Raw genomic sequence first — 20,772 nt, 5'->3', positions numbered from 1 at the left:
CCTGCAGGCCAGCGCCATCTGTCGATAGACCGTGTTCCTCCCCGGTCCACTCGTCCACCGCGCACCCTTTTTCTCGGCCGTTGTTCTCGGCCGCCCCAGCATTCTCGGAAGGCACCACCATGTCCGCGCCCAGCGCTGCCCCCACCCGTCGACTGCCGCACTGGCTCACGTCGTTCGGGCCCCAGATCGTCGCCGGGTTGATCCTCGGCGTCATCGTCGGACTGATCGCCCGATCCATGCCCGACGCCGCCGACGGCAACCCCAACTGGCTCGTCGAGACGGTGTCGACCATCGGATCGAGCTACGTCAAACTGCTCACCGTCGCCGTGGTGCCCCTCGTGTTCACGGCCATCGTCAGTTCCATCGCCAATCTGCGCGCCGTCACCAACGCGGCACGCCTGGCAGGCCAGACCCTGCTGTGGTTCGCCATCACCGCATTCATCGCCGTGATCGTCGGCATCATCATCGGGCTTGTCGCGCAACCGGGTTCGCGCACCGGCGTCTCGCCAGATCTCGGGAAGGAACCGTCGAGCACAGGGTCGTGGTGGTCGTTCCTCACCGGCCTCGTCCCCAACAACTTCCTGGCGCTCGGCGCCCGCACCAGCGAGACCGAGGGTGCACTGAGCACCACACTGAACTTCAACATCCTGCAGCTGCTCGTCGTCGCCGCGGCGATCGGTATCGCCGCGCTGAAGGTGGGCAAGGCGGCCGAGCCGTTCCTGACGTTCAACGCCTCTCTGCTCGCGATCGTGCAGAAGGTGCTGTGGTGGATCATCCGGTTGGCCCCCATCGGTACGACGGCGCTCATCGCCAACGCCGTCGCCACGTACGGATGGGACGCGATCGGCTCACTGGGTGTCTTCACGGTCTCGGTGTACGTCGGACTCGCCATCGTGTTCTTCGTCGTCTACCCGATCATCGTTCGGGCGCACGGCCTCTCGATCCGCAACTTCTACTCGGGCGTGTGGCCCGCAACGCAGCTCGGCTTCGTCTCCCGCTCGTCCATCGGCACCCTGCCGCTGACCCAGCGCGTCACCGAGCGCAATCTCGGTGTGCCCCGCGAGTACGCGTCGTTCGCGGTTCCGCTCGGCGCCACCACCAAGATGGACGGTTGCGCGGCCATCTACCCGGCCATCGCCGCGATCTTCGTCGCCCAGTTCTACGGCGTCGACCTCACGATCACCGACTACCTGCTCATCGTGGTCGTCTCCGTGATCGGCTCCGCGGCGACGGCGGGCACCACCGGTGCCACGGTCATGCTGACCCTGACGCTGTCCACGCTCGGCCTGCCGCTCGCCGGTGTCGGCCTGCTGCTCGCCGTCGAGCCAATCGTCGACATGGGTCGCACCGCCGTCAACGTCACCGGCCAGGCGCTGATCCCGGCCATCGTCGCCAAGCGCGAAGGCATCCTGGACCAGGAGCGGTTCGACGCCCCGCGCAACGGCGACCCGTTCGTCGACGACGTGGAGCTCGCGCGCTAACTCACGAACAGCGGCCCGCGCACGAAACCCACGATCAACACCAGTAGTCCGCCGATCTCGGTGGCCGCGAGCGCATACATGAACGCATGCGTTCCCGGCACCGGGCGGACGAACTGGTTGTCGGTGTCGCGCAGGAATCCGTGCACCACGTAGCTGACGATCGCAGCGACGAAGAAGAAGACGACAGCCCCCGACGCGACCAGATTCACCCACGTCGGCCAGGCACCGAAGTGCACCAGCGGCACCAGGACCAGGGTCGCGAACGAGTACATCAACGCCGCCCGGTGAGCGATGTCCACGTACGGATGCGCCTGCCCGTTCTCGGACGTCGACATCTGGCGGAATTTCCATACGCCGAGGATCAACGCGGCCAACAGGATCAGTGCGGACGCCAGGATCAGGAGCGTCGCGTCCCAGTCGACCACGCGTGCGGGAAGGCCGGAGGCCGGTCGGGTCGGACCGCTACGGAGCGTCACGCGAGCATTGGACCATGGTGGGGCAGAATCTCCACCATGCGCCCCACGTCGTCCCCACCCTCACCGTCAGGGCTGCACAGCTCCGTCGAGGAGTACCGCTCGCGGTGGGATCACTTCGCCGCGGCCACGGCAGCGCTGTCGGCCGCCGTCGAGACGTTCGTCTCCGAGGCGGACATCGACATCGACGCCGTCGAGGCACGTACCAAGTCCGTGGAGTCCGCTGCCGGCAAGTTCGCCCGCCTCCGCGAGGACGGGTCGCTCGAGTTCACCGATCCGCTCGCCGAGGTCACCGATCTCGTCGGGATCCGTGTCATCACGTATCTGACGTCGGACATCGACCGCGTCGCGGACGCCATCTCGAAGCACTTCGTGCTGCTCAAGACCATCGACAAGTCGTCCCTCGCCCAGGAGTCCGGCGTGTTCGGCTATGCCGGACGGCACCTCATCCTCAGTGCGGACGGCGACCGCGTCCCGGCGGGATGCGAGCAGTTCACCGGCCTCGGCTTCGAGGTGCAGATCCGCACCGTGCTGCAGCACGCCTGGGCGGAGATCGAGCACGACATCCGGTTCAAGAACTCCCGCACGCAGGGTTCGCCGACCATCGACCGAGCGTTCACGCTCGCGGCGGGGCTGATCGAACTTGCGGACGCCCAGTTCGAACTCGCCGATCGGCACCACAAGGAGAAGATCACGGAACTGCGCGCGGCCGATGCCGCACGCGGGATGGATCTCCAGCTCACCGCCGATCAGCTGCGCACCATCGTCACCGACCTCCTTCCCGATTACACCCCCAGTCGGAGCGGTCACTACGAGTGGCTGCTGACTCTCGTCAACGCGAACGGGATCACGACGGGCGCGGAACTCGAGGAGGCCCTCGACCCCGCACGAGTCGAGTACGTGACGGCGGCCATGGACTACCAGTACCGCCCCGGTCAGGTGCGGATGGTGGACGACCTCCTGCTGGACCGCTTCGGCGAGGCCCACATCGCGCGCACCTCCTCGCTCACCACCGAGCGTGACCGTCCGGGCAAGCTGCGCTACCGACTGAGCAAGTTGCAGGGCCAGTCCGGCTGACGGGTGTCCGCTCGGTCTGGTATCCCTACGGCGTGACGACGCCACCGAACGACGCTCTGTCCACCATCACCGTGCGCGGCGCGCGGGAGAACAATCTGCGTGACATCGACATCGATCTCCCCAAACGGTGGCTGATCGTGTTCGCCGGGGTCTCGGGGTCCGGGAAGAGCTCGCTCGTGTTCGACACGATCGCCGCGGAGGCGCAGCGGCAGATCAACTCCACGTTCAGCGCGTTCGCCCAGACCTTCCTGCCGTCCTACGGTCGGCCGGACGCCGATCTCATCGCCAACCTGTCGGCCGTCGTCATCGTCGACCAGAAGCGCCTCTTCGGCAGCCCTCGCTCCACCGTCGGCACCATCACCGACATCGGCGACTGGCTCCGCATGCTGTGGTCGCGCGGAGTCACCCCGTCCATCGGCTATGCCAACGCGTTCTCGTTCAACGATCCTGCCGGCATGTGTCCCGAGTGCGAGGGGTTGGGCGAGGCGAAGGTCATCGACATCGACGAGTTGGTGGATCAGTCGAAGTCGTTGCGTGAGGGCCCCGTGAAGCACCCGGACTTCCTGCCCGGCAAGTGGCCCTACCGGCTGTACGCGGACTCGGGACTGTTCGATCTCGACGTTCCCCTCGAGCAGTACTCCCCGCGCGAGCGGCACCTGTTCTTCGACGCGTCGCCCGGCGAGGTCGAGATGGTCAACCCGGACGCCGTGTTCAAGACGTACGAGGGGCTGCTCTCCCGGTTCCGTCGAAGCTATCTCTCCAAGGATGCCGACGCGTTGAAGGGCAAGTCGAAGGAGGCGTACGACCGTATCGTCACGCGGGGAGTGTGCCCGTCCTGCAGGGGAACTCGACTCAACGAGACGGTGCACGCCGCGACGCTCGAGGGACTCTCGATCCCCGACGCGTTCGCGATGCAGGTCTCCGACCTCGCCGACGTCATGGACACGTGGGCGCTCGGCGACCTGGACGGCCCACGCCGCGAGGTGGTGACACAGCTCCGTCGACTGGTCGATCTCGGACTCGGGTACCTGAGCCTCGATCGTGCGACGTCCTCGCTGTCGGGCGGCGAGTCCCAGCGCATCAAGATGGTGCGCCACCTCGGCGCCACGCTCAACGACATGCTGTACGTCTTCGACGAGCCCACCACCGGGCTGCACCCGCGCGACGTGCACCGGCTGAACGACATGCTGATCGCGTTGCGCGACAAGGGGAACACCGTGCTCGTCGTCGAACACGACGCGGAGGTGATGGCCATCGCCGACCGCATCGTCGAGATCGGCCCAGGCGCCGGAAAGCACGGCGGCACGGTGGTCTTCGAGGGCACCTGGCCCGAACTGCGGCAGTCCGAGACGCGTACCGGGACGGCGCTGCGTCGAGACGGTCGATCGCGGCGCACCCCGCGCACTCCGAACGGGTGGATGCGCATCGAGAACGCCGACAGCCACAATCTGAAGAACGTGTCGGTGGACATCCCGCTCGGCGTTCTCGTGGCGGTCACCGGTGTCGCGGGCTCGGGCAAGTCGAGTCTGATCCACGGCCACCTCCGCGACGTCCGGCCCGACGCGGTGGTCATCGACCAGGCACCCATCCGCGGTTCGCGCCGCTCCTCACCCGCCACCTACACCGGACTGCTCGATCCGATCCGTGCACACTTCGCCAAGCGAACGGGACAACCCGCAGCGCTGTTCTCGCCGAACTCTGACGGAGCCTGCCCCGACTGTCAGGGCACCGGCATGATCTTCACCGACCTCGGCTTCACCGACCCGGTGTCGAGTACGTGCGAGACCTGCCAGGGTCGACGCTTCCGATCCGGCGCGATCAAGCACACCGTCGACGGCGTCTCGATCGCCGACGTCTTCGACATGTCCGTCGACGAGGCCCGCGAGTTCTTCACCGTGAAGAAGGTGCGCGACGTACTCCGGCGGTGCAGTGATGTCGGTCTCGGTTATCTGTCCCTGGGCCAGAACCTGACGTCCCTGTCCGGCGGCGAGCGTCAGCGCCTCAAGCTGGCGACGGAACTGGTGGGCAACTCCCCGGTCCTGGTGCTCGACGAGCCCACCACCGGACTGCACTCGTCCGACGTGGACAACCTGGTCGGACTGCTGTCCGGCATGGTCGACGAGGGTCGGTCGGTCATCGTGATCGAGCACAACATGGACGTCGTCGCGGCCGCCGACTGGGTCGTGGACCTCGGTCCCGACGGGGGTCACGACGGCGGCGAGGTGGTGTTCACGGGCACCGTCGACGAGCTCGTTCTGGCCCGGACGCACACCGGCACCCACCTCGCGCGGGCTCTCGCGGAGTAAACCCCCGGTAAAGTGCGGGCATGAGCGACACCGTCACCGCTGCCGCCAGTACGGAACTGGGTGGAATCGCAGGCTGGGCCGTCAGCCTGATGGAGAGCATCGGCGGGCCGGGCGCCGGCATCGCCGTGGCCGCCGAGAACTTCTTCCCACCGCTGCCCAGCGAGATCATCCTCCCGCTGGCCGGGTTCACCGCGTCACAGGGTGGCTTCTCCCTCGCGAGCGCACTGTTCTGGACCACGCTCGGATCGGTGCTCGGCGCTCTCGGCCTCTACTGGCTGGGCAAGAAGCTGGGCCGCGACCGGATGTACGCCGCCGTGGACAGGATGCCGTTCGTCAGCACGGACGATCTGACCAAGGCCGACGAATGGTTCGTGCGCCACGGCCGCTCCGCCGTGTTCTTCGGTCGGATGATTCCGCTCGTGCGATCCGGCATCTCGGTGCCCGCAGGCGTGTCCGGGATGCCGGTCCTGCAGTTCCTGCTCTACACGACGCTCGGCAGCCTCCTGTGGAACACGATCTTCGTGCTCGCGGGCTACTTCCTCGGGGAGAACTGGCACTACGTCGAGGATTACGCCTCGGTGTTCCAGTACGTCGTCATCGGGCTCATCGCGGTGGCGGTGGTGGTGCTGGTGACCAAGCGCATCCGGCGACGCCGACGGTCGGACGCCTGACCGCACCCTGCACGGTCCTACTGCGCGAGCGTGGCCGCAGCCTGAGCCCACAGGAAGTACTTGTTGGTGCCGAGATCGCGCACCGTGGTGATGTTGAAGGCAGCCTTCAACTTCTCCGCATCGCCGTCGCTGACGCCCTTGAGGGCCGCGACCGGCGCGTCGGCCAGTTCCTCGATCGTCTTGTCCGCGTATGCCTTGTCGAACTTGTCGGCGATGCCTGCCATAACGTCCTCCTGACGACCGATGCACGCTCTGCGCACCCCGGTCGACAGTACGTTTCTCGACGGCTCGTGACCTGAGAGTGCGCTGAAAACACCGGCCGCACCATCATTTACGACGAATCGGGCGTTCCGCCGAGTGAGCGAGACCCGGTAGGTTCGGCGCCATGACCCTCCACACGGCGGTATTGCCGGGCGAACGTCGTCGAGCCACCGTGTTCCTTCATGGTCTCGGGTCGGCGGGTGTCGCTGCCTTCGGGACCGTGGCCGCAGGACTGGACGACCGCCTGCGGTTGCTCCCGGATCTGCTCGGATTCGCCGACAGCGCCGACGTGGCGACCGACGGCTACACCCTGGACGATCACGCGCTCGCCGTCGCCCGGATGCTGGATCAGCACGAACTCGTCGGACTCGACGTCGTCGGACACAGTATGGGTGGATCCATCGCCATCGTCCTGTCGCGGGCACGACCCGACCTCGTACGACGACTGACCGTCCTCGAGCCGAACCTTCTCCCCTTCGACGGCGAGGCGAGTGTCGAGATCGCGGGACAGTCGGAAGAGGACTTCGCAACACAGGGAGTGACGTCACTCATCGCCCGGGCCGACGCCGCGTGGGCGGAGACGCTTCGGCTGGCCGATCCGGTCGCGCTCCACCGCAGTGCTGTCGGCCTCTGTGTGGGCCCGCCGGACACCACCGTTCTCGACATCCTGCTCGTGTCCCACGTGCCGAGAACACTGCTGTACGGATCGAGGACGGGAGAACCAACGCACACCGGCCGGCTTCGTCAGGCCGGTGTCGAGGTCGTCGAGATACCGAACGCCGGGCACGTGATGATGGCGGACGATCCCGCTGCCGTCATCCAGGTGCTCAGGTGATAGATGTGCCGGAGCGAGGTCGGCCGAAGACCGCCCGCACGGACTCCAGATCAGCAGCGACGGCGGCGCAGTCCCGCTCGAACTCGTCGTCGGTCATGCTCAGTTGCCGGACCGTGAACACCACCTCGGCGCCGTCCGGATGGGCGAGCACCCGCAGCGGGTTGTTCACGACGGTGCCGTCGGGCAGCGTCACGTCGTGGTCAAGCACCCCGAAAGCGTTGCGCGGGACGAACCGCACCCGGACCGTGCCCATCGGTGACTCCGCCAGCAAGTCGTCACCGTCGCGGGTGAAGCCCGATGCGAGTCCTGCGGCCCAGGCAGTGAGGTTGTCGACGTCGGCCAGAAAGTCGTACACGGCCTCGGGCGGCGCGGGTATCACTGCACTCACGTGTCGACTGATCATCGTAGGAGCGTAGCCACGCAGCAGGCTCTCCGCGAGTACGTCCACAGTGTCGTGATCAGCGGCGATGCGACGACACTTCGGACGTACTCGCGAGGCCAGGAAAGCCCGCGAAGCCCTGGAGGCGCGGGATGGCTCGTCAGGCCGGCTCGGCGCGCGTCCAGGTGTTCACGAAGCCCACTCCGCTGCGCACGAACAGCTGCGTCACGGGGCAGCGACGCTCGACCTCCGCGACGAAGTGATCGAACGCATCACCGGTCGCGTCGGTCTCCACCGTCGCCTCGACGGTGACGGTGTCGAAGTTCGAGTTGCCGTCGGCGCCGGTCACCAGGACGGCGGTGTCCAGGTCACCCTGCACGCGAAAGCTGAACTTCCCCAGCGTGATGCCCAAATCCTTGGCGACGAGTGAGGCCGTGACCTGGTTGCACGAGGTCAGCGCACCGAGTGCGTAGAAGAGCGGGCTCGGTGCCTCGTCCCTGCCGCCGAAGGCCGGGTACGCGTCGGCGTCGAACTCGTGCCCGGCCGTGCCCTCGACGACGAGGTGCTGGGCGACGCCGGTACCGGACGCCTCCACGACGAAGGGAACGACGGAGGTGCGAATGGTGGAAGTCATGCACCCCACGGTCGAGCACTGTCCATCCTCGGGCCAGGGTTGCGATCACGCAGATTCTCGGGCCGTCCGTCCGCGACCCCCACGCCGAGGCGTCCAGGTGACGCGACAGGTGTGCGACATTTCGGCGTTGCGCGTGCCTGCACCGGACCGGGCAGACTGGGATGACCACAACCCCACCTGAACAGGAGCCACACCGTGCCCTCAGTCGACCGGGACGTCGCCATCGTCGGAGCCGGGCCCTCGGGTCTCGCCGCCGCTACCGCGCTGCGGAAGGCCGGCCTCACCGTGGCCGTCCTGGAGGCACGCGACCGGGTGGGTGGCCGGACCTGGACCAAGGAGATCGACGGCGCCGTGCTCGAGCTGGGCGGCCAGTGGGTCTCGCCCGACCAGACGGCCTTGATCGACCTGCTCGGCGAGTTGGGGCTCGAGACGTTCGACCGGTACCGCGAGGGCGAGTCCGTCTACGTCGACACCGCGGGTGTCGCCACGCGCTACACCGGCGAGGACTTCCCCGTCGCCGAGTCGACGGTGAAGGAGATCGACCGTCTCATCGCGATGCTCGACAAACTCGCCGCGGAGATCGGGCCCGAGGAGCCCTGGGCGCACCCGCTGGCCCGCGAGCTCGACACGGTGTCCTTCGAGGGATGGCTCGCGCAGCAGTCCGACGACGCCGAAGCCACCGCGAACATCGGCATGTTCATCGCGGGCGGGATGCTCACCAAGCCCGCCCATGCATTCTCTGCGCTGCAGGCCGTGCTCATGGCTGCGTCGGCAGGCTCATTCTCCAACCTCGTCGACGACAGCTTCATTCTCGACAAGCGCGTCGTGCAGGGCATGCAGCAGGTGTCGGTCGCCATGGCCGAGCGCCTCGGTGACGACGTGCACCTGAACGCGCCGGTGCGGACGATCCGCTGGACCGACGACGGCGTCACCGTTCTCGCGGACAGGGAGCTCGAGGTGACGGCGCGCCGGGTGATCGTCGCCGTGCCGCCGAATCTGTACACGCGGATCTCGTACGACCCGCCCCTCCCTCGCCGTCAGCACCAGATGCATCAGCACCAGTCCCTCGGTCTCGTCATCAAGGTGCATGCGGTGTACGACAGTCCGTTCTGGCGGGAGGAAGGGTTGTCGGGCACCGGTTTCGGCGCCACCCAGATCGCCCAGGAGGTGTACGACAACACCAACCACGAGGACTCCCGTGGCACCCTCGTCGCCTTCGTGTCGGACGAGAAGGCGGACGCGATGTTCGAACTCGGCGCCGCGGAGCGCAAGCGCACGATCCTCGAGTCGATCGCCACGTATCTCGGACCGAAGGCGCTCGATCCGGTCGTCTACTACGAGTCCGACTGGGGCACCGAGGAATGGACGCGCGGCGCGTACGCGGCCAGCTTCGATCTCGGCGGTCTGCACCGCTACGGACGCGACGTCCGCACCCCGGTCGGCCCGATCCACTTCTCCTGCTCCGACATCGCGGCCGAGGGGTATCAGCACGTCGACGGAGCCGTGCGCATGGGCCACCGCACCGCCGAGGTGATCGCGAGCGCGCTTCGAGGCTGACCGTCAGGTCCCGCGTGCGATGAGGGCGAGCAGCAGCTCGGCGCGCACGCGGGCATCGTCGAGGGAGCACGGCACCGTCGCCTCGATGCGCGAGACCCTGCTGCGCAACGTGTGTCGATGCACCCCGAGGGCCGAGGCCGCCGACTCCCAGTGGCCGTTCGCCTCGAGGAACGCACGCAGGGACGCCACCAGGTCGGTCCCGTTGGCGGCGTCGTACTTCTCGAGGGGCGCGATGGTCGCGTCACCGACGGTCGCGAGGGCCTGACGCGTCGAGGCGTGCGCCAGCAGGACGCCGCCCACCAACGAGCCGAACTCCACGGGATGGGCGCCGGCCGCGGCGGACGACGCCGCCAGCCGACTCTCCTCCACCGCCTGCGCGAGCTGCGGAACAGGATGCGGCGCACTGATTCCCACCCGGAGCCGCCGACGTTCCGAGTTCTCCAGACCGGCCATCGTCGATGCCGCGAACGTCGAATCGTCGGTTCCGCGCGTCACCAGGGTCACCCGCGACGACCAGCGCCGAGCGAACAGCTGACGGCCCGCCGCAGCGCTGTGGGTCGCCATCGCGGCCTCGACACGCTGGGCTCGCGAGGGCGTGTCGGCATCGACGGTCACGGCGCGCACGGTGCCGTCGGCCCCCGCGGCCAGATCGATCTGCGCCCACACGGGTGCCAGGCCGTCGAGATCGGACAGCACGAGGCTCAGTGCCACGGAGTTGAGCTTGTCCTGCGCCGACTGCACCCGCGCCGGCTTCTCGAAGTCGAGCGCCAGGAGTGACGCCGCGTGGCCCACGAGAATGTGGTCGACGTTCCCCAGCACCGGCCCCACCACCGCCACGTGGCCGTGCGTCGCCGAGCCGATGGCGATGCGCTGCACACTGATCGAGATGCCCGCCGGGGTCACCGAGACCCGGCTGGACACGGTTCCGCGTTCGGCTGCGAGGGTGCGGATCTCGTCCAGCACACCGGAACCGCCACCGCGCGGATGCTGTTCGAGCACCCGTCCGGTGTCGTCGAGGAGCACCACCGCGGACGACGTGGCCGTCGCCAGCTCCCGGACGATCGCGGCGGCGCCCCCGGCGACCACGGCGCGGGTCATCCGCGGCTGCGCACGGGACGCACGCACGACGGCGTCGTACTGCTGCTCCGCCAATCGGTTCATCACGAGAGTCACCACCGCCGCGAACGGCGTGGGCAGGGGGACCTCGAGGACGGGCAGACCCAGCCGATCAGCGGCCTCGACGAGGTCGGACGGCACCTCGGCGAACGACAGGCCCGTGCCGAATCCCACCGCCGCGACACCGGCGTCGTGCAGTCCCTCGAGGTATGCCACCCGCTCCGGTGTCGTCACCGGCAGCCTCAACCCCGTGGTGAGCAGCAGTTCTCCGCCGGAGAGCCACCGGAACGGTTCCGACAGTTCCGTGGTGTGCACGAACGACACCTCGCGGTCCAGCCCGCCCGCGCCGGCTCGCAGTTCGAGGGCGAGCGCCTTCTGCGCCAGAACCCAGCGCACCGACACCGTCACGACGTACCCCTTTCCGGTCGGGAAGCTCCCGACGCAAGGGAACACCCCCGCTACCGCACTGGACAAGTCGGAGTGCCCCACCCCCGGACGATCATCGTTTTGTCCGCTGCCGTTTCGCAGCGTCAGGCGCACACTGATCGAACCACCCAGCCGCCCCGACGGAGAGGTACCTCGTGTCGCACGACGTGCTCCGCAACTACATCGACGGCGAGTTCGTCGCCAGTTCGTCCACCCTGACTCTCGACCTGATCAGTCCGGTCACCGAGGAGATCGTGGGCGTCTCCCCCATCTCCACCGAGGCCGACGTGAACGACGCCGTGGCCGCCGCGGAGCGCGCCTTCGCCACGTGGGGCAAGACGACTCCGAAGACCCGGCAGACCGCCCTGCTGAAGCTCGCCGACGCCCTCGAGGCCCACTCGGACGAGCTCGTCGAGGCGCAGAGCCGCAACACCGGCCAGCTGAAGCAGGTCATCGCCGACGAGGAGGTGACCGTCGGAGCCGACCAGCTGCGGTTCTTCGCGGGTGCAGCCCGGATGCTCGAGGGGAAGTCCGCCGGCGAGTACATGGAGGGTTTCACCTCCTACGTCCGCCGCGAGCCCATCGGTGTCGTCGGCCAGGTGACGCCCTGGAACTACCCACTCATGATGGCCATCTGGAAGATCGGGCCGGCGCTCGCGGCCGGCAACACGATCGTCCTCAAGCCGAGCGACACCACGCCCGAGAGCACTCTGGTGCTCGCAAAGCTGTCCAAGGGAATCCTTCCCGACGGAGTGCTCAACGTGGTGCTCGGTGACGGCGGGACCGGCGCGACACTCGTCGGGCATCGGTCGCTGGGCCTGGTGTCCATCACCGGGTCCGTTCGTGCAGGCATCGAGGTCGCCGTCGCCGCCGCCCGCCAGCTCAAGCGCGCCCATCTCGAGCTCGGCGGCAAGGCTCCGGCCATCGTCTTCGGCGACGTCGACATCGCCTCGGCCGCGAGCGGTATCGCCGAGGCGGCCTTCTTCAACGCCGGTCAGGACTGCACCGCGGCGACCCGCGTGCTGGTACACGAGTCGATTCACGATCAACTCGTCGACGCGCTCGCGGCCAAGGCCCGCGAGCTGACACCGGGCAGCCCGGACGACGCGGACGCGTTCTACGGACCGCTCAACAACAGTCGTCACTACGCGACCGTCACCGACAAGCTCGCGAACCTCCCGGCCTCCGCGACAATCGTCACCGGCGGCAACCGAGTAGGAGACAAGGGCTTCTACCTCGAGCCCACCGTGATCACCGGAGTCGACCAGCGGGACGACATCGTCCAGGAGGAGACGTTCGGACCGGTGCTGACGGTGCAACCGTTCGCCGACGAGGCCGAGGCGATCGAGAAGGCCAACGACGTTCGGTTCGGGCTGGCCTCGAGCATCTGGACCAAGGACCACGGCGTCACCCAACGCGTCAGTGCGGCGCTGGACTTCGGCGCCGTCTGGATCAACTGCCACATCCCACTCGTCGCCGAGATGCCGCACGGCGGCTTCAAGTACTCCGGCTACGGCAAGGACCTCTCGGCCTACGGCGTCGAGGACTACACCCGCCTCAAGCACGTCATGAGCTCCCACGACTGACATTCCCTGCTCTGCGAAGGACTTCACCATGGACATCAGCTACCGCCTTCCTCAGAAGCGCGCTCTCCTCACCGAACTTCCCGGACCGCGTTCACAGGAACTGACGGCCCGACGACGCGCCACCGTCGCCGCCGGCGTCGGTTCCAGCGTTCCCGTCTACGCGGCCGATGCCGATGGCGGCGTGATCGTCGACGTCGACGGCAACTCGATGATCGACCTCGGCGCCGGCATCGCCGTCACGAGTGTCGGCGCCTCCGATCCCGCTGTCGCGGAGGCCGTCCGGGAGCAGGTCGGCCACTTCACGCACACCTGTTTCATGGTGACGCCGTACGAGGGCTACATCGCCGTCGCGGAGAAGCTCGCCGAGCTGACCCCGGGTGACCACGAGAAGCGCAGCGTCCTGTTCAACTCGGGCGCAGAAGCTGTCGAGAACGCGATCAAGGTCGCGCGACTGGCGACCGGCCGCGACGCCGTCGTGGCCTTCGACCACGCGTACCACGGCCGGACGAACCTCACGATGGCACTGACGGCGAAGACCATGCCGTACAAGACGAACTTCGGGCCCTTCGCACCGGAGATCTACCGGATGCCGATGTCGTACCCCTACCGCGACCAGCCGGGGCTGACCGGTGAGCAGGCCGCGCTGGCGTCGATCGACCGCATCGAGAAGCAGATCGGCGCCGACGCGGTGGCCGCCGTCATCATCGAGCCCATTCAGGGCGAGGGCGGGTTCATCGTTCCCGCACCCGGATTCCTGCCGACTCTGCAAGCCTGGGCGCGAGAGAACGGCGTCGTGTTCATCGCCGACGAGGTACAGACCGGGTTCTGTCGAACCGGGTTGTGGTTCGCGAGCGACGACGAGGGAATCGTCCCCGACATCATCACGATGGCGAAGGGAATGGCAGGCGGAATGCCGTTGTCGGCCATCACCGGTCGCGCGGATCTCCTCGACCTCGTCCACGCGGGCGGGCTCGGCGGAACGTACGGAGGCAACCCGGTGGCCTGCGCGGCTGCCCTCGCTGCCATCGAGACCATGACCGCTCTCGACCTGTCCGGACGCGCCCGCCACATCGAGTCCCTCGCCATGCCGCGCCTACGCGCCCTCGCCGAGGAGACCTCGGTGATCGGCGACGTCCGCGGACGCGGTGCGATGCTCGCCATCGAGCTCGTCCAGCCGGGCACCGACATCCCGGATCCCGTCATCACCAAGGCCATCGCGGCGCATGCTCTCGCGGAGGGCGTCGTACTGCTCACCTGCGGGACGTACGGCAACGTCATCCGGTTGCTGCCTCCCCTCGTGATCAGCGACGAGCTTCTCGACGACGCGATGACGGTGCTGGAGAACACGGTTCGAACGCTGGCGGCACAGTGACCGACTCTGCTGCCCTGCTCGCCTCCGTCCCCACCGGTCTGTGGATCGACGGCGCGTTCGTCGACGCCGCGGACGGCGGCACGTTCGCGGTGCACGATCCCGCCACCGGTGACGTGCTGGCCCGCGTCGCCGATGCCGGTGAGAAGGACGCACTGCGGGCGCTCGACAGCGCCGTCGCCGTGCAGGACGAGTGGGCGGCGACCGCACCTCGGACACGGTCGACGATCCTGCGCGCAGCGTGGGAAGCGGTGATCGAGCGCACGGAGGATCTCGCGCTCCTCATGACTCTCGAGATGGGCAAGGCCCTCCCCGAGAGCCGCGGCGAGGTGACGTACGGCGCCGAGTTCCTCCGCTGGTTCAGCGAGGAGGCGGTGCGCATCCAGGGCCGCTACACACAATCTCCGTCCGGCGCGGGCCGCATCCTCGTCACGAAGGTTCCGGTGGGTCCCGTTCTCGCGGTGACTCCGTGGAACTTCCCGCTGGCCATGGGAACCCGCAAGATCGGCCCCGCCCTGGCGGCCGGGTGCACGGTACTGGTGAAGCCGGCCGAGGACACGCCGCTGACGATGCTGCTGCTCGCCGAGATCATGGCGGGCGCCGGGTTGCCGGCCGGGGTCCTGTCGGTACTTCCCGCGTCGAACGCTCCCGCGGTCACCGAGCCCCTGCTCGCCGACGAGCGACTCCGCAAGGTCACCTTCACCGGTTCCACGCGGGTGGGCAAGATCCTCATCGAGCAGTCGGCGCGCAACGTTCTGCGTACGTCGATGGAACTCGGTGGTAACGCACCGTTCGTAGTCTTCGACGATGCCGACATCGATGCCGCCGTCGACGGCGCCATGGCGGCGAAGATGCGCAACGGCGGAGAGGCCTGCACGGCTGCCAACCGCCTCATCGTCGCCGAGAGCGTCCGCGAGGAGTTCACGGAGAAGCTCACCGCACGGATCGCGGCGCTCACCGTCGGGCCCGGCTCGAGCGACGGGACGAACGTGGGGCCGCTGGTGAACGAGAAGCAGCGCACCAACGTCCGATCCCTCGTCGACGATGCGGTCGCCGCCGGTGCCCGCGTGCGCACGGGTGGTCACGTCATCGACGGCCCGGGGTGGTTCTTCGAACCCACCGTGCTCGACGAGGTTCCGCCGTCCGCACGCATCGTGCGCGAGGAGATCTTCGGACCCGTCGCGGCCATCACGAGTTTCGTGGACGAGCAGGACGCCGTCGATGCCGCCAACGACACCGAGTTCGGACTCGCCGCATACATCTACACCCGCGATCTCGATCGGGCACTGCGTGTCTCGGACAGGATCGCGAGCGGCATGGTCGGTGTGAACCGGGGCGTCGTGTCCGATGTCGCAGCCCCGTTCGGCGGAGTCAAGCAGTCCGGTCTCGGCAGTGAGGGTGGCACCGAGGGCATCGACGAGTACCTCGACACGAAGTACGTGGCTTTCCAGTAGGTCCGGTTCCACCGAAGCTTCCCGAAGGGACGCACCATGCGGTTGATCGTCGGTTATCTCGCCACTCCCACAGGAGAGGACGGGCTCGTCCTGGGTGTGCAGCTGGCCCGCAGTCTGGGTGCGGCGTTGGACATCTGCATGGTGGTGCCGCCCGACCGCGCCGTCCCGGCCGAGGCCAGGTTCGCCGAACTGCTCGCCCAGCGCGGCCGGGCGTGGCTCGACCAGGCAGCCGCGTCGGTGCCCGACGACATCGAGACCGCGGTGCATCTGAGCTTCTCGGAGTCGTTCTCGTCCGGCCTCATGGACGAGGCGGCGCGGCTCGGGTCGGACGCCATCGTCGTCGGTGGCGCCAAGGACGGCCTGCTCGGACGCCACACTCTGGGCACCGTGTCGACCGAGCTGCTGCACTCCGCCCCGATCCCGTTGGCCCTGGCGCCGTTCGGGTATCGCACGTCGACAGCCGACCGGATCCGCGACGTGACGTGTGCCATGGGCACCCGCACGGGCGCCGACCTCGTGCTACGCACCGCGGTCCGGTCGTGCGAGCGGATGCACACGTCGCTGCGACTGCTCTCGCTCGTTCCGCTCGACGACACCTCCGACGTCGAGTCCCTGCGCGACCCGGACCGAGAGGCGCGCGCCATCGACCACGCACAGCAGATGCTCGACGCCGCCCGGTCCGGTCTGCCCGAGAGTCTGACGGTGACGTCCTCGGTTGCCGACGGCTCGACGGTCGAGGCCGCGGTGTCCGGTCTGACGTGGGAGGACGGCGACGTGGTCGTCGTCGGGTCCAGCCGACTGGCACAACCGCGCCGCCTGTTCCTCGGCTCGACCGCGTCGAAGATGTTGCGGGCACTGCCCGTTCCCATGGTGGTGGTGCCCAGCACCGAGTTCCGTTCCGACATGCCCAGCAGCACCGATCCGACGGAGGCTTCCCGATGAGCAGTGAACTCACGTCGTCCAAGGGACTGGCCGTCGGACGGATCGGCACGTTGTCCGGCGCCGTTCTCGGCATCTCGTCCGTCGCACCCGGATACACGCTCACCGCCAGCATCGGGTTGATCGTCGCCGCGGTGGGCCTGAAGATGCCGGCCATCTTCATCGCCGGGTTCATCCCCATGTTCCTCACCGCCTACGCGTACCGGGAGTTGAACTCCGACTCACCCGACTGCGGCGCCTCGTTCACCTGGTCCACCAAGGCCTTCGGGCCCTACGTGGGCTGGATGTGCGGCTGGGGCATGGTCATCGCGACCATCATCGTGCTCTCCAACCTCGCGGCCATCGCCGTGCAGTTCTTCTATTTGTTCATCGCGAAGCTGTTCGACACTCCCTCCATCGCCGACCTGCCGGGCAACAAACTGGTCAACGTCGGTACGACGGTCGTGTTCATCGCTCTCGCCACGTGGGTGGCCAGCCGGGGGATCACGACGAGCGAGAAGCTCCAGTTCGCGCTCGTCGGCTTCCAGATGGTGCTGTTGATCGCGTTCGCCGTCGTCGCGCTGGTCCACGTCGGCGCGGGGGACGCACCGGCCGGGTTGTCGTTCGACGTCGGCTGGTTCGATCCGTTCAGCGGACTCACCATGGGCGCCTTCGTCATCGGCGTCACCGGCTCGATCTTCGCGTTCTGGGGATGGGACACGTGCCTGACGCTGGGCGAGGAGTCCAAGAACCCCACGAAGACACCGGGGCGCGCGGGGCTGCTGTGCGTCGCGACCATCCTGCTGACCTACCTGCTCGTCGCGGTCGCGGCGATGATGTACGCCGGTGTCGGCGAGGAGGGCCTGGGGCTCGGCAATCCCGACAACGCGGAGAACGTCTTCGGTGCCCTGGCCGATCCGGTACTCGGCAGCTGGGGCGGCATGCTGCTCTACCTCGCGGTCTTCGTCTCCTCGATCGCCAGCCTGCAGACCACGTTCCTGCCGGCGGCGCGGACGTCGCTCGCGATGGCGGCTTACGGCGCCTTCCCCAAGAAGCTCGCCGAGGTGAGCCCGCGGTTCCTCGTCCCCTCCGCCGCCACCGTCGCGGCCGGTGTGATCACCGCGGTCTTCTACACAGCGGTGACCTTCCTGTCGGAGAACACCTTGATCGACACCATCGCGGCACTGGGCATCATGATCTGCTGGTACTACGGCATCACCGCATTCGCCTGTGTGTGGCACTTCCGCCGAACCCTGTTCGCCAGCGTTCGGAACACGGTGTTCCGGTTGATCTTCCCGTTGCTCGGTGGCCTGGTCCTGTTGGCGGTGTTCGTCGTCTCGGTCGAGGAGAGCATGGACCCGGAGAACGGCAGCGGCGCCGAGATCGGCGGCATCGGACTGGTGTTCTTCCTGGGCTTCGGCATCCTCATCGTGGGTGCAGTTCTCATGATGGTCATGCGCTTCGTGACGCCGGCGTTCTTCCGCGGCGAGACGCTCACCGTCGACACCGAGGCTTTGAAGGACGAAGCCGACCTGGTGGGCTGAGAGGCTCTTCAGCTGAGAGGCTCGTCAGCTGCGGGGCTCGTCAGCTGCGGGGCGAGCGTGCCTGCAGCCCCGCGATGAGCGCTGCGAGCCCGAACTCGAACGCCGCGTCCGCGCGGCCGGCGCCCGAGGTCTCCAGCGCCGCGCGCATGGCGTCGTTCGCTTCGTCGGCCGAGGCCCAGACCTGTTCGGGCGCTGCGAGATCGAGCGCTGACCCCAGGACGAAACTGTCGACGGCGGTGATCGCGTGCAGCACCTCGGCGGGCGCGAAGCCGCCGTCGGACAGGGCCGTCGCCAACGCGTTGTACATGTCGAACGCCACGGCGGAGCGCACCGTGTGCGCCGTGAACAGCGGGATGGCGCGCGGATGTCGGGCGTAGTGGCGGCGGTACTCCTGCGCGATGCGGGAGACCGCCTCACTCCAGTCGCGGGAGTCGGCCGGGATCTCGATGCCCGCCATCATGCGCGTACGCATCAATTCCACGATCTCGGCCCGCCCCGCCACGTGGTTGTACAACGACGACGGCCGCACCGCCAGCCGCTCGGCGAGTCCCGGCATCGTGAAGTCGCCGTGCCGATCGACCAGCGCGAGTGCGGCATCGGTGATCAGGTCGGTGGACAGCAACCGTGTCGACGGACGCGGCATCGCCGGCTCCTTCCTCTTGCGTTCGGGCCGTCGTCACACCATACTTAACGAATCACATTCGTTTTACGGACGAGGACACCCGATGCTGACCATCACCGCCACCACCCCTCCGCCGTCGCCCGCCCGCACGCGCGAGACCGGCCGCCCACCGGTACGAGTGGCGCTGGTGCAGCATCGGTGGCACGAGGATCCGAGCGTGGTGCGCGCCGAACTGGAGGACGGGATCGCCACTGCGGCAGGTGAAGGCGCTCGCATCGTCTTCCTCCCGGAGCTGACCCTCAGCCGCTATCCGGCGTTCGTGCCGGGCGGCGAGAACCCCGCCCGCAGCGCGGAGGACCTGGCCACCGGGCCGACGGTCACCTTCGCCGCCGAGGTCGCCGCGCGTCACGGCATCGTCGTGCACGCGTCGCTGTACGAACGCGACGACACCGTCGGCGACGGCCTCGGGTACAACACCGCCGTCCTGGTCTCGCCCGACGGCGAGGTGACGGCCCGGACTCGGAAACTGCACATTCCCGTCACCGCCGGCTACCACGAGGACACGTACTTCCGCCCCGGACCTGCCGACGACCCGTACCCCGTGCACCGTGCGGCGGACCTCGCACTGGGAATGCCGACGTGCTGGGACGAGTGGTTCCCCGAGGTCGCGCGGGCCTACTCGGTGGCCGGCGCGGAGGTCCTGGTCTATCCGACGGCCATCGGCTCGGAGCCGGATCATCCCGACTTCGACACCCAACCTCTCTGGCAGCAGGTCATCGTCGGCAACGGCATCGCCAACGGCACGTTCATGGTGGTACCCAACCGCCACGGTGACGAGGGCGCCATCACGTTCTACGGTTCCTCGTTCATCTCCGACCCGTACGGCCGCGTTCTCGTGTCGGCTCCCCGCGACCGCTCGGCCGTCCTGGTCGCCGATCTCGACCTCGACCAGCGTGGCGACTGGCTGACGCTGTTCCCGTTCCTCGACACCCGACGTCCGGACACGTACGGCACCCTCACCCAGCCCGTGGCGGGTACCCGGTGACGTGGCGCATGCCCGCCGAGGGCGAACCGCACGAGCGCACCTGGATGGCGTTCCCCAGCCCTGGTTACTCGCTCGGCGACACCGAGGAGGAGCGCCACGAGGCTCGCACGACGTGGGCCGCCGTCGCCCGCGCCGTGGCCGAGTTCGAGCCGGTGACCGTCCTGGTGGATCCCCGTGAGGCCCGCGTCGCCGCGGAGTACCTGGGATCGGGCATCACGATCCTCGAGGCACCTCTCGACGACGCGTGGATGCGCGACATCGGGCCGACCTTCGTGGTCTCGGACGACGGAACCGTCGGCGCGGTGGACTGGGTCTTCAACGGGTGGGGCGCGCAGGAGTGGGCGACGTGGGAGAACGACGCCCGGATCGGTGCACTGGTGGCGCGGGCGGCCGGCGTTCCGGTCGTCGCGTCCGACATGGTCAACGAGGGCGGCGGCATCCAGGCCGACGGCGCCGGAACCGTCCTCCTCACCGACACGGTGCAGCTCGACAGCGGACGCAACCCCACCTGGTCGAAGCAGGACGTCGAGGCGGAGCTGTCCCGCACTCTCGGTGTCGATCGCGCGATCTGGTTGCCGCGCGGCCTGACTCGGGACTCGGAGACCTACGGCACCCGCGGCCACGTGGACATCGTCGCCGCGATGCCGACGCCGGGCGTCGCCCTCGTGCACGACCAGCGCGACCCCACGCATCCGGACCACGAGATCAGCCGCGACGTCATGGATCTCCTCACCCGGGAGGGACTCCGTGTCGTTCCGGTTCCCGCACCGACCGTGCTGCGGGACGACGAGGGCGTCGTCGACTACAGCTACATCAACCACTACGTGGTCAATGGCGGGGTCATCGCCTGCCGCTTCGACGATCCGAACGACGACGAGGCGGTGCGCATCCTGTCCGAGGCCTATCCCGGCCGACGCGTCGTGAGCGTCGACGCCCGGCCGCTGTTCGCCCGCGGCGGCGGCATCCACTGCATCACTCAACATCAGCCGGCGCCTGTCGTACCCCTCCCCTAGCGTGA

The 20,772-nt window shown here is 68.2% G+C and carries 19 protein-coding genes; 13 read left to right on the top strand and 6 right to left on the bottom strand.

Annotated features, from left to right (window positions below; translation table 11 throughout):
• Positions 1 to 119 precede the first annotated feature (119 nt).
• Positions 120 to 1,481, top strand: a complete 1,362-nt coding sequence (locus tag BR07_RS0107695) for a dicarboxylate/amino acid:cation symporter (RefSeq protein ID WP_027504932.1) — start codon at positions 120 to 122, stop codon at positions 1,479 to 1,481.
• Here the strand turns inward: BR07_RS0107695 and BR07_RS0107690 are convergent.
• A complete protein-coding gene (locus BR07_RS0107690) occupies positions 1,478 to 1,906 on the bottom strand; it encodes a hypothetical protein (protein ID WP_027504931.1) in 429 nt (142 codons plus the stop codon). The two genes, BR07_RS0107695 and BR07_RS0107690, sit on opposite strands and share 4 nt — an antisense overlap.
• Before the next feature lie 87 nt (positions 1,907 to 1,993).
• On the opposite strand from BR07_RS0107690, the gene BR07_RS23790 reads away from it, so the two are divergent.
• Genes BR07_RS23790 through BR07_RS0107675 form a run of 3 tightly spaced genes read left to right on the top strand, consistent with a single transcriptional unit; the run spans position 1,994 to position 6,008 of the window.
• Positions 1,994 to 3,031, top strand: a complete 1,038-nt coding sequence (locus tag BR07_RS23790) for a GTP pyrophosphokinase (RefSeq protein WP_051613150.1) — start codon at positions 1,994 to 1,996, stop codon at positions 3,029 to 3,031.
• A gap of 32 nt (positions 3,032 to 3,063) precedes the next feature.
• Positions 3,064 to 5,337 carry an ATP-binding cassette domain-containing protein gene (locus BR07_RS0107680; protein ID WP_027504930.1) on the top strand — a complete coding sequence of 758 codons (2,274 nt, stop codon included), beginning with the start codon at positions 3,064 to 3,066 and terminating at the stop codon, positions 5,335 to 5,337.
• A 20-nt stretch (positions 5,338 to 5,357) separates the two neighbouring features.
• Positions 5,358 to 6,008 (top strand): DedA family protein, encoded by a 651-nt coding sequence (locus BR07_RS0107675; RefSeq protein ID WP_027504929.1) that lies wholly within the window; start codon positions 5,358 to 5,360, stop codon positions 6,006 to 6,008.
• A gap of 17 nt (positions 6,009 to 6,025) precedes the next feature.
• On the opposite strand, the gene BR07_RS0107670 is transcribed toward BR07_RS0107675, so the two are convergent.
• Positions 6,026 to 6,232, bottom strand: a complete 207-nt coding sequence (locus BR07_RS0107670; RefSeq protein WP_027504928.1) for a hypothetical protein — start codon at positions 6,230 to 6,232, stop codon at positions 6,026 to 6,028.
• Positions 6,233 to 6,393: 161 nt separating this feature from the next.
• Here BR07_RS0107670 and BR07_RS23785 point away from each other — a divergent pair, with 161 nt between their 5' ends.
• Positions 6,394 to 7,104, top strand: a complete 711-nt coding sequence (locus tag BR07_RS23785; RefSeq protein ID WP_037184915.1) for an alpha/beta fold hydrolase — start codon at positions 6,394 to 6,396, stop codon at positions 7,102 to 7,104.
• Here BR07_RS23785 and BR07_RS0107660 read toward each other — a convergent pair.
• On the bottom strand, positions 7,097 to 7,507 hold the full coding sequence (locus BR07_RS0107660) for an SRPBCC family protein (protein ID WP_027504927.1): 411 nt from the start codon (positions 7,505 to 7,507) through the stop codon (positions 7,097 to 7,099). The genes BR07_RS23785 and BR07_RS0107660 overlap by 8 nt on opposite strands.
• A gap of 136 nt (positions 7,508 to 7,643) precedes the next feature.
• Positions 7,644 to 8,117 (bottom strand): OsmC family protein, encoded by a 474-nt coding sequence (locus tag BR07_RS0107655; protein WP_027504926.1) that lies wholly within the window; start codon positions 8,115 to 8,117, stop codon positions 7,644 to 7,646.
• Between the two features lie 195 nt (positions 8,118 to 8,312).
• Here BR07_RS0107655 and BR07_RS0107650 point away from each other — a divergent pair, with 195 nt between their 5' ends.
• The gene (locus tag BR07_RS0107650; RefSeq protein ID WP_027504925.1) at positions 8,313 to 9,674 is read left to right on the top strand and encodes a flavin monoamine oxidase family protein; all 1,362 of its coding nucleotides are present in this window, start codon (positions 8,313 to 8,315) and stop codon (positions 9,672 to 9,674) included.
• Between the two features lie 3 nt (positions 9,675 to 9,677).
• Here BR07_RS0107650 and BR07_RS0107645 read toward each other — a convergent pair whose 3' ends face one another.
• Positions 9,678 to 11,198, bottom strand: coding sequence for a PucR family transcriptional regulator (locus BR07_RS0107645; RefSeq protein WP_037184909.1), 1,521 nt, complete (start codon positions 11,196 to 11,198; stop codon positions 9,678 to 9,680).
• Positions 11,199 to 11,371: 173 nt separating this feature from the next.
• Between BR07_RS0107645 and BR07_RS0107640 the strand changes: the two genes are divergently transcribed.
• From BR07_RS0107640 to BR07_RS0107620, 5 genes are read left to right on the top strand one after another with little or no spacing between them, the layout of a single operon-like run.
• Positions 11,372 to 12,802 (top strand): gamma-aminobutyraldehyde dehydrogenase, encoded by a 1,431-nt coding sequence (locus BR07_RS0107640; RefSeq protein ID WP_027504923.1) that lies wholly within the window; start codon positions 11,372 to 11,374, stop codon positions 12,800 to 12,802.
• A gap of 28 nt (positions 12,803 to 12,830) precedes the next feature.
• Positions 12,831 to 14,174 (top strand): 4-aminobutyrate--2-oxoglutarate transaminase, encoded by a 1,344-nt coding sequence (gene gabT, locus BR07_RS0107635; RefSeq protein WP_027504922.1) that lies wholly within the window; start codon positions 12,831 to 12,833, stop codon positions 14,172 to 14,174.
• Positions 14,171 to 15,625 carry an NAD-dependent succinate-semialdehyde dehydrogenase gene (locus tag BR07_RS0107630; protein WP_027504921.1) on the top strand — a complete coding sequence of 485 codons (1,455 nt, stop codon included), beginning with the start codon at positions 14,171 to 14,173 and terminating at the stop codon, positions 15,623 to 15,625. The genes gabT and BR07_RS0107630 overlap by 4 nt, the downstream gene beginning before the upstream one ends.
• Before the next feature lie 36 nt (positions 15,626 to 15,661).
• Positions 15,662 to 16,567: a universal stress protein gene (locus BR07_RS0107625; RefSeq protein ID WP_027504920.1), complete on the top strand. Its 906-nt coding sequence runs from the start codon at positions 15,662 to 15,664 to the stop codon at positions 16,565 to 16,567.
• Entirely contained in the window at positions 16,564 to 18,087 is a 1,524-nt protein-coding gene (locus tag BR07_RS0107620; RefSeq protein WP_027504919.1) for an APC family permease, read from the top strand. The genes BR07_RS0107625 and BR07_RS0107620 overlap by 4 nt, the downstream gene beginning before the upstream one ends.
• A gap of 40 nt (positions 18,088 to 18,127) precedes the next feature.
• On the opposite strand, the gene BR07_RS0107615 is transcribed toward BR07_RS0107620, so the two are convergent.
• Positions 18,128 to 18,730: a TetR/AcrR family transcriptional regulator C-terminal domain-containing protein gene (locus BR07_RS0107615; protein WP_027504918.1), complete on the bottom strand. Its 603-nt coding sequence runs from the start codon at positions 18,728 to 18,730 to the stop codon at positions 18,128 to 18,130.
• 82 nt (positions 18,731 to 18,812) lie between these two features.
• On the opposite strand from BR07_RS0107615, the gene BR07_RS0107610 reads away from it, so the two are divergent.
• A complete protein-coding gene (locus BR07_RS0107610) occupies positions 18,813 to 19,754 on the top strand; it encodes a nitrilase-related carbon-nitrogen hydrolase (protein WP_027504917.1) in 942 nt (313 codons plus the stop codon).
• A complete protein-coding gene (locus BR07_RS0107605) occupies positions 19,751 to 20,767 on the top strand; it encodes an agmatine deiminase family protein (RefSeq protein ID WP_027504916.1) in 1,017 nt (338 codons plus the stop codon). The genes BR07_RS0107610 and BR07_RS0107605 overlap by 4 nt, the downstream gene beginning before the upstream one ends.
• The last annotated feature ends 5 nt before the right edge of the window (positions 20,768 to 20,772 follow it).

This window comes from Rhodococcus sp. UNC23MFCrub1.1, assembly GCF_000686025.1.
GTDB lineage: Bacteria > Actinomycetota > Actinomycetes > Mycobacteriales > Mycobacteriaceae > Rhodococcoides.
This window is presented reverse-complemented; position numbering and strand designations above follow the sequence as displayed.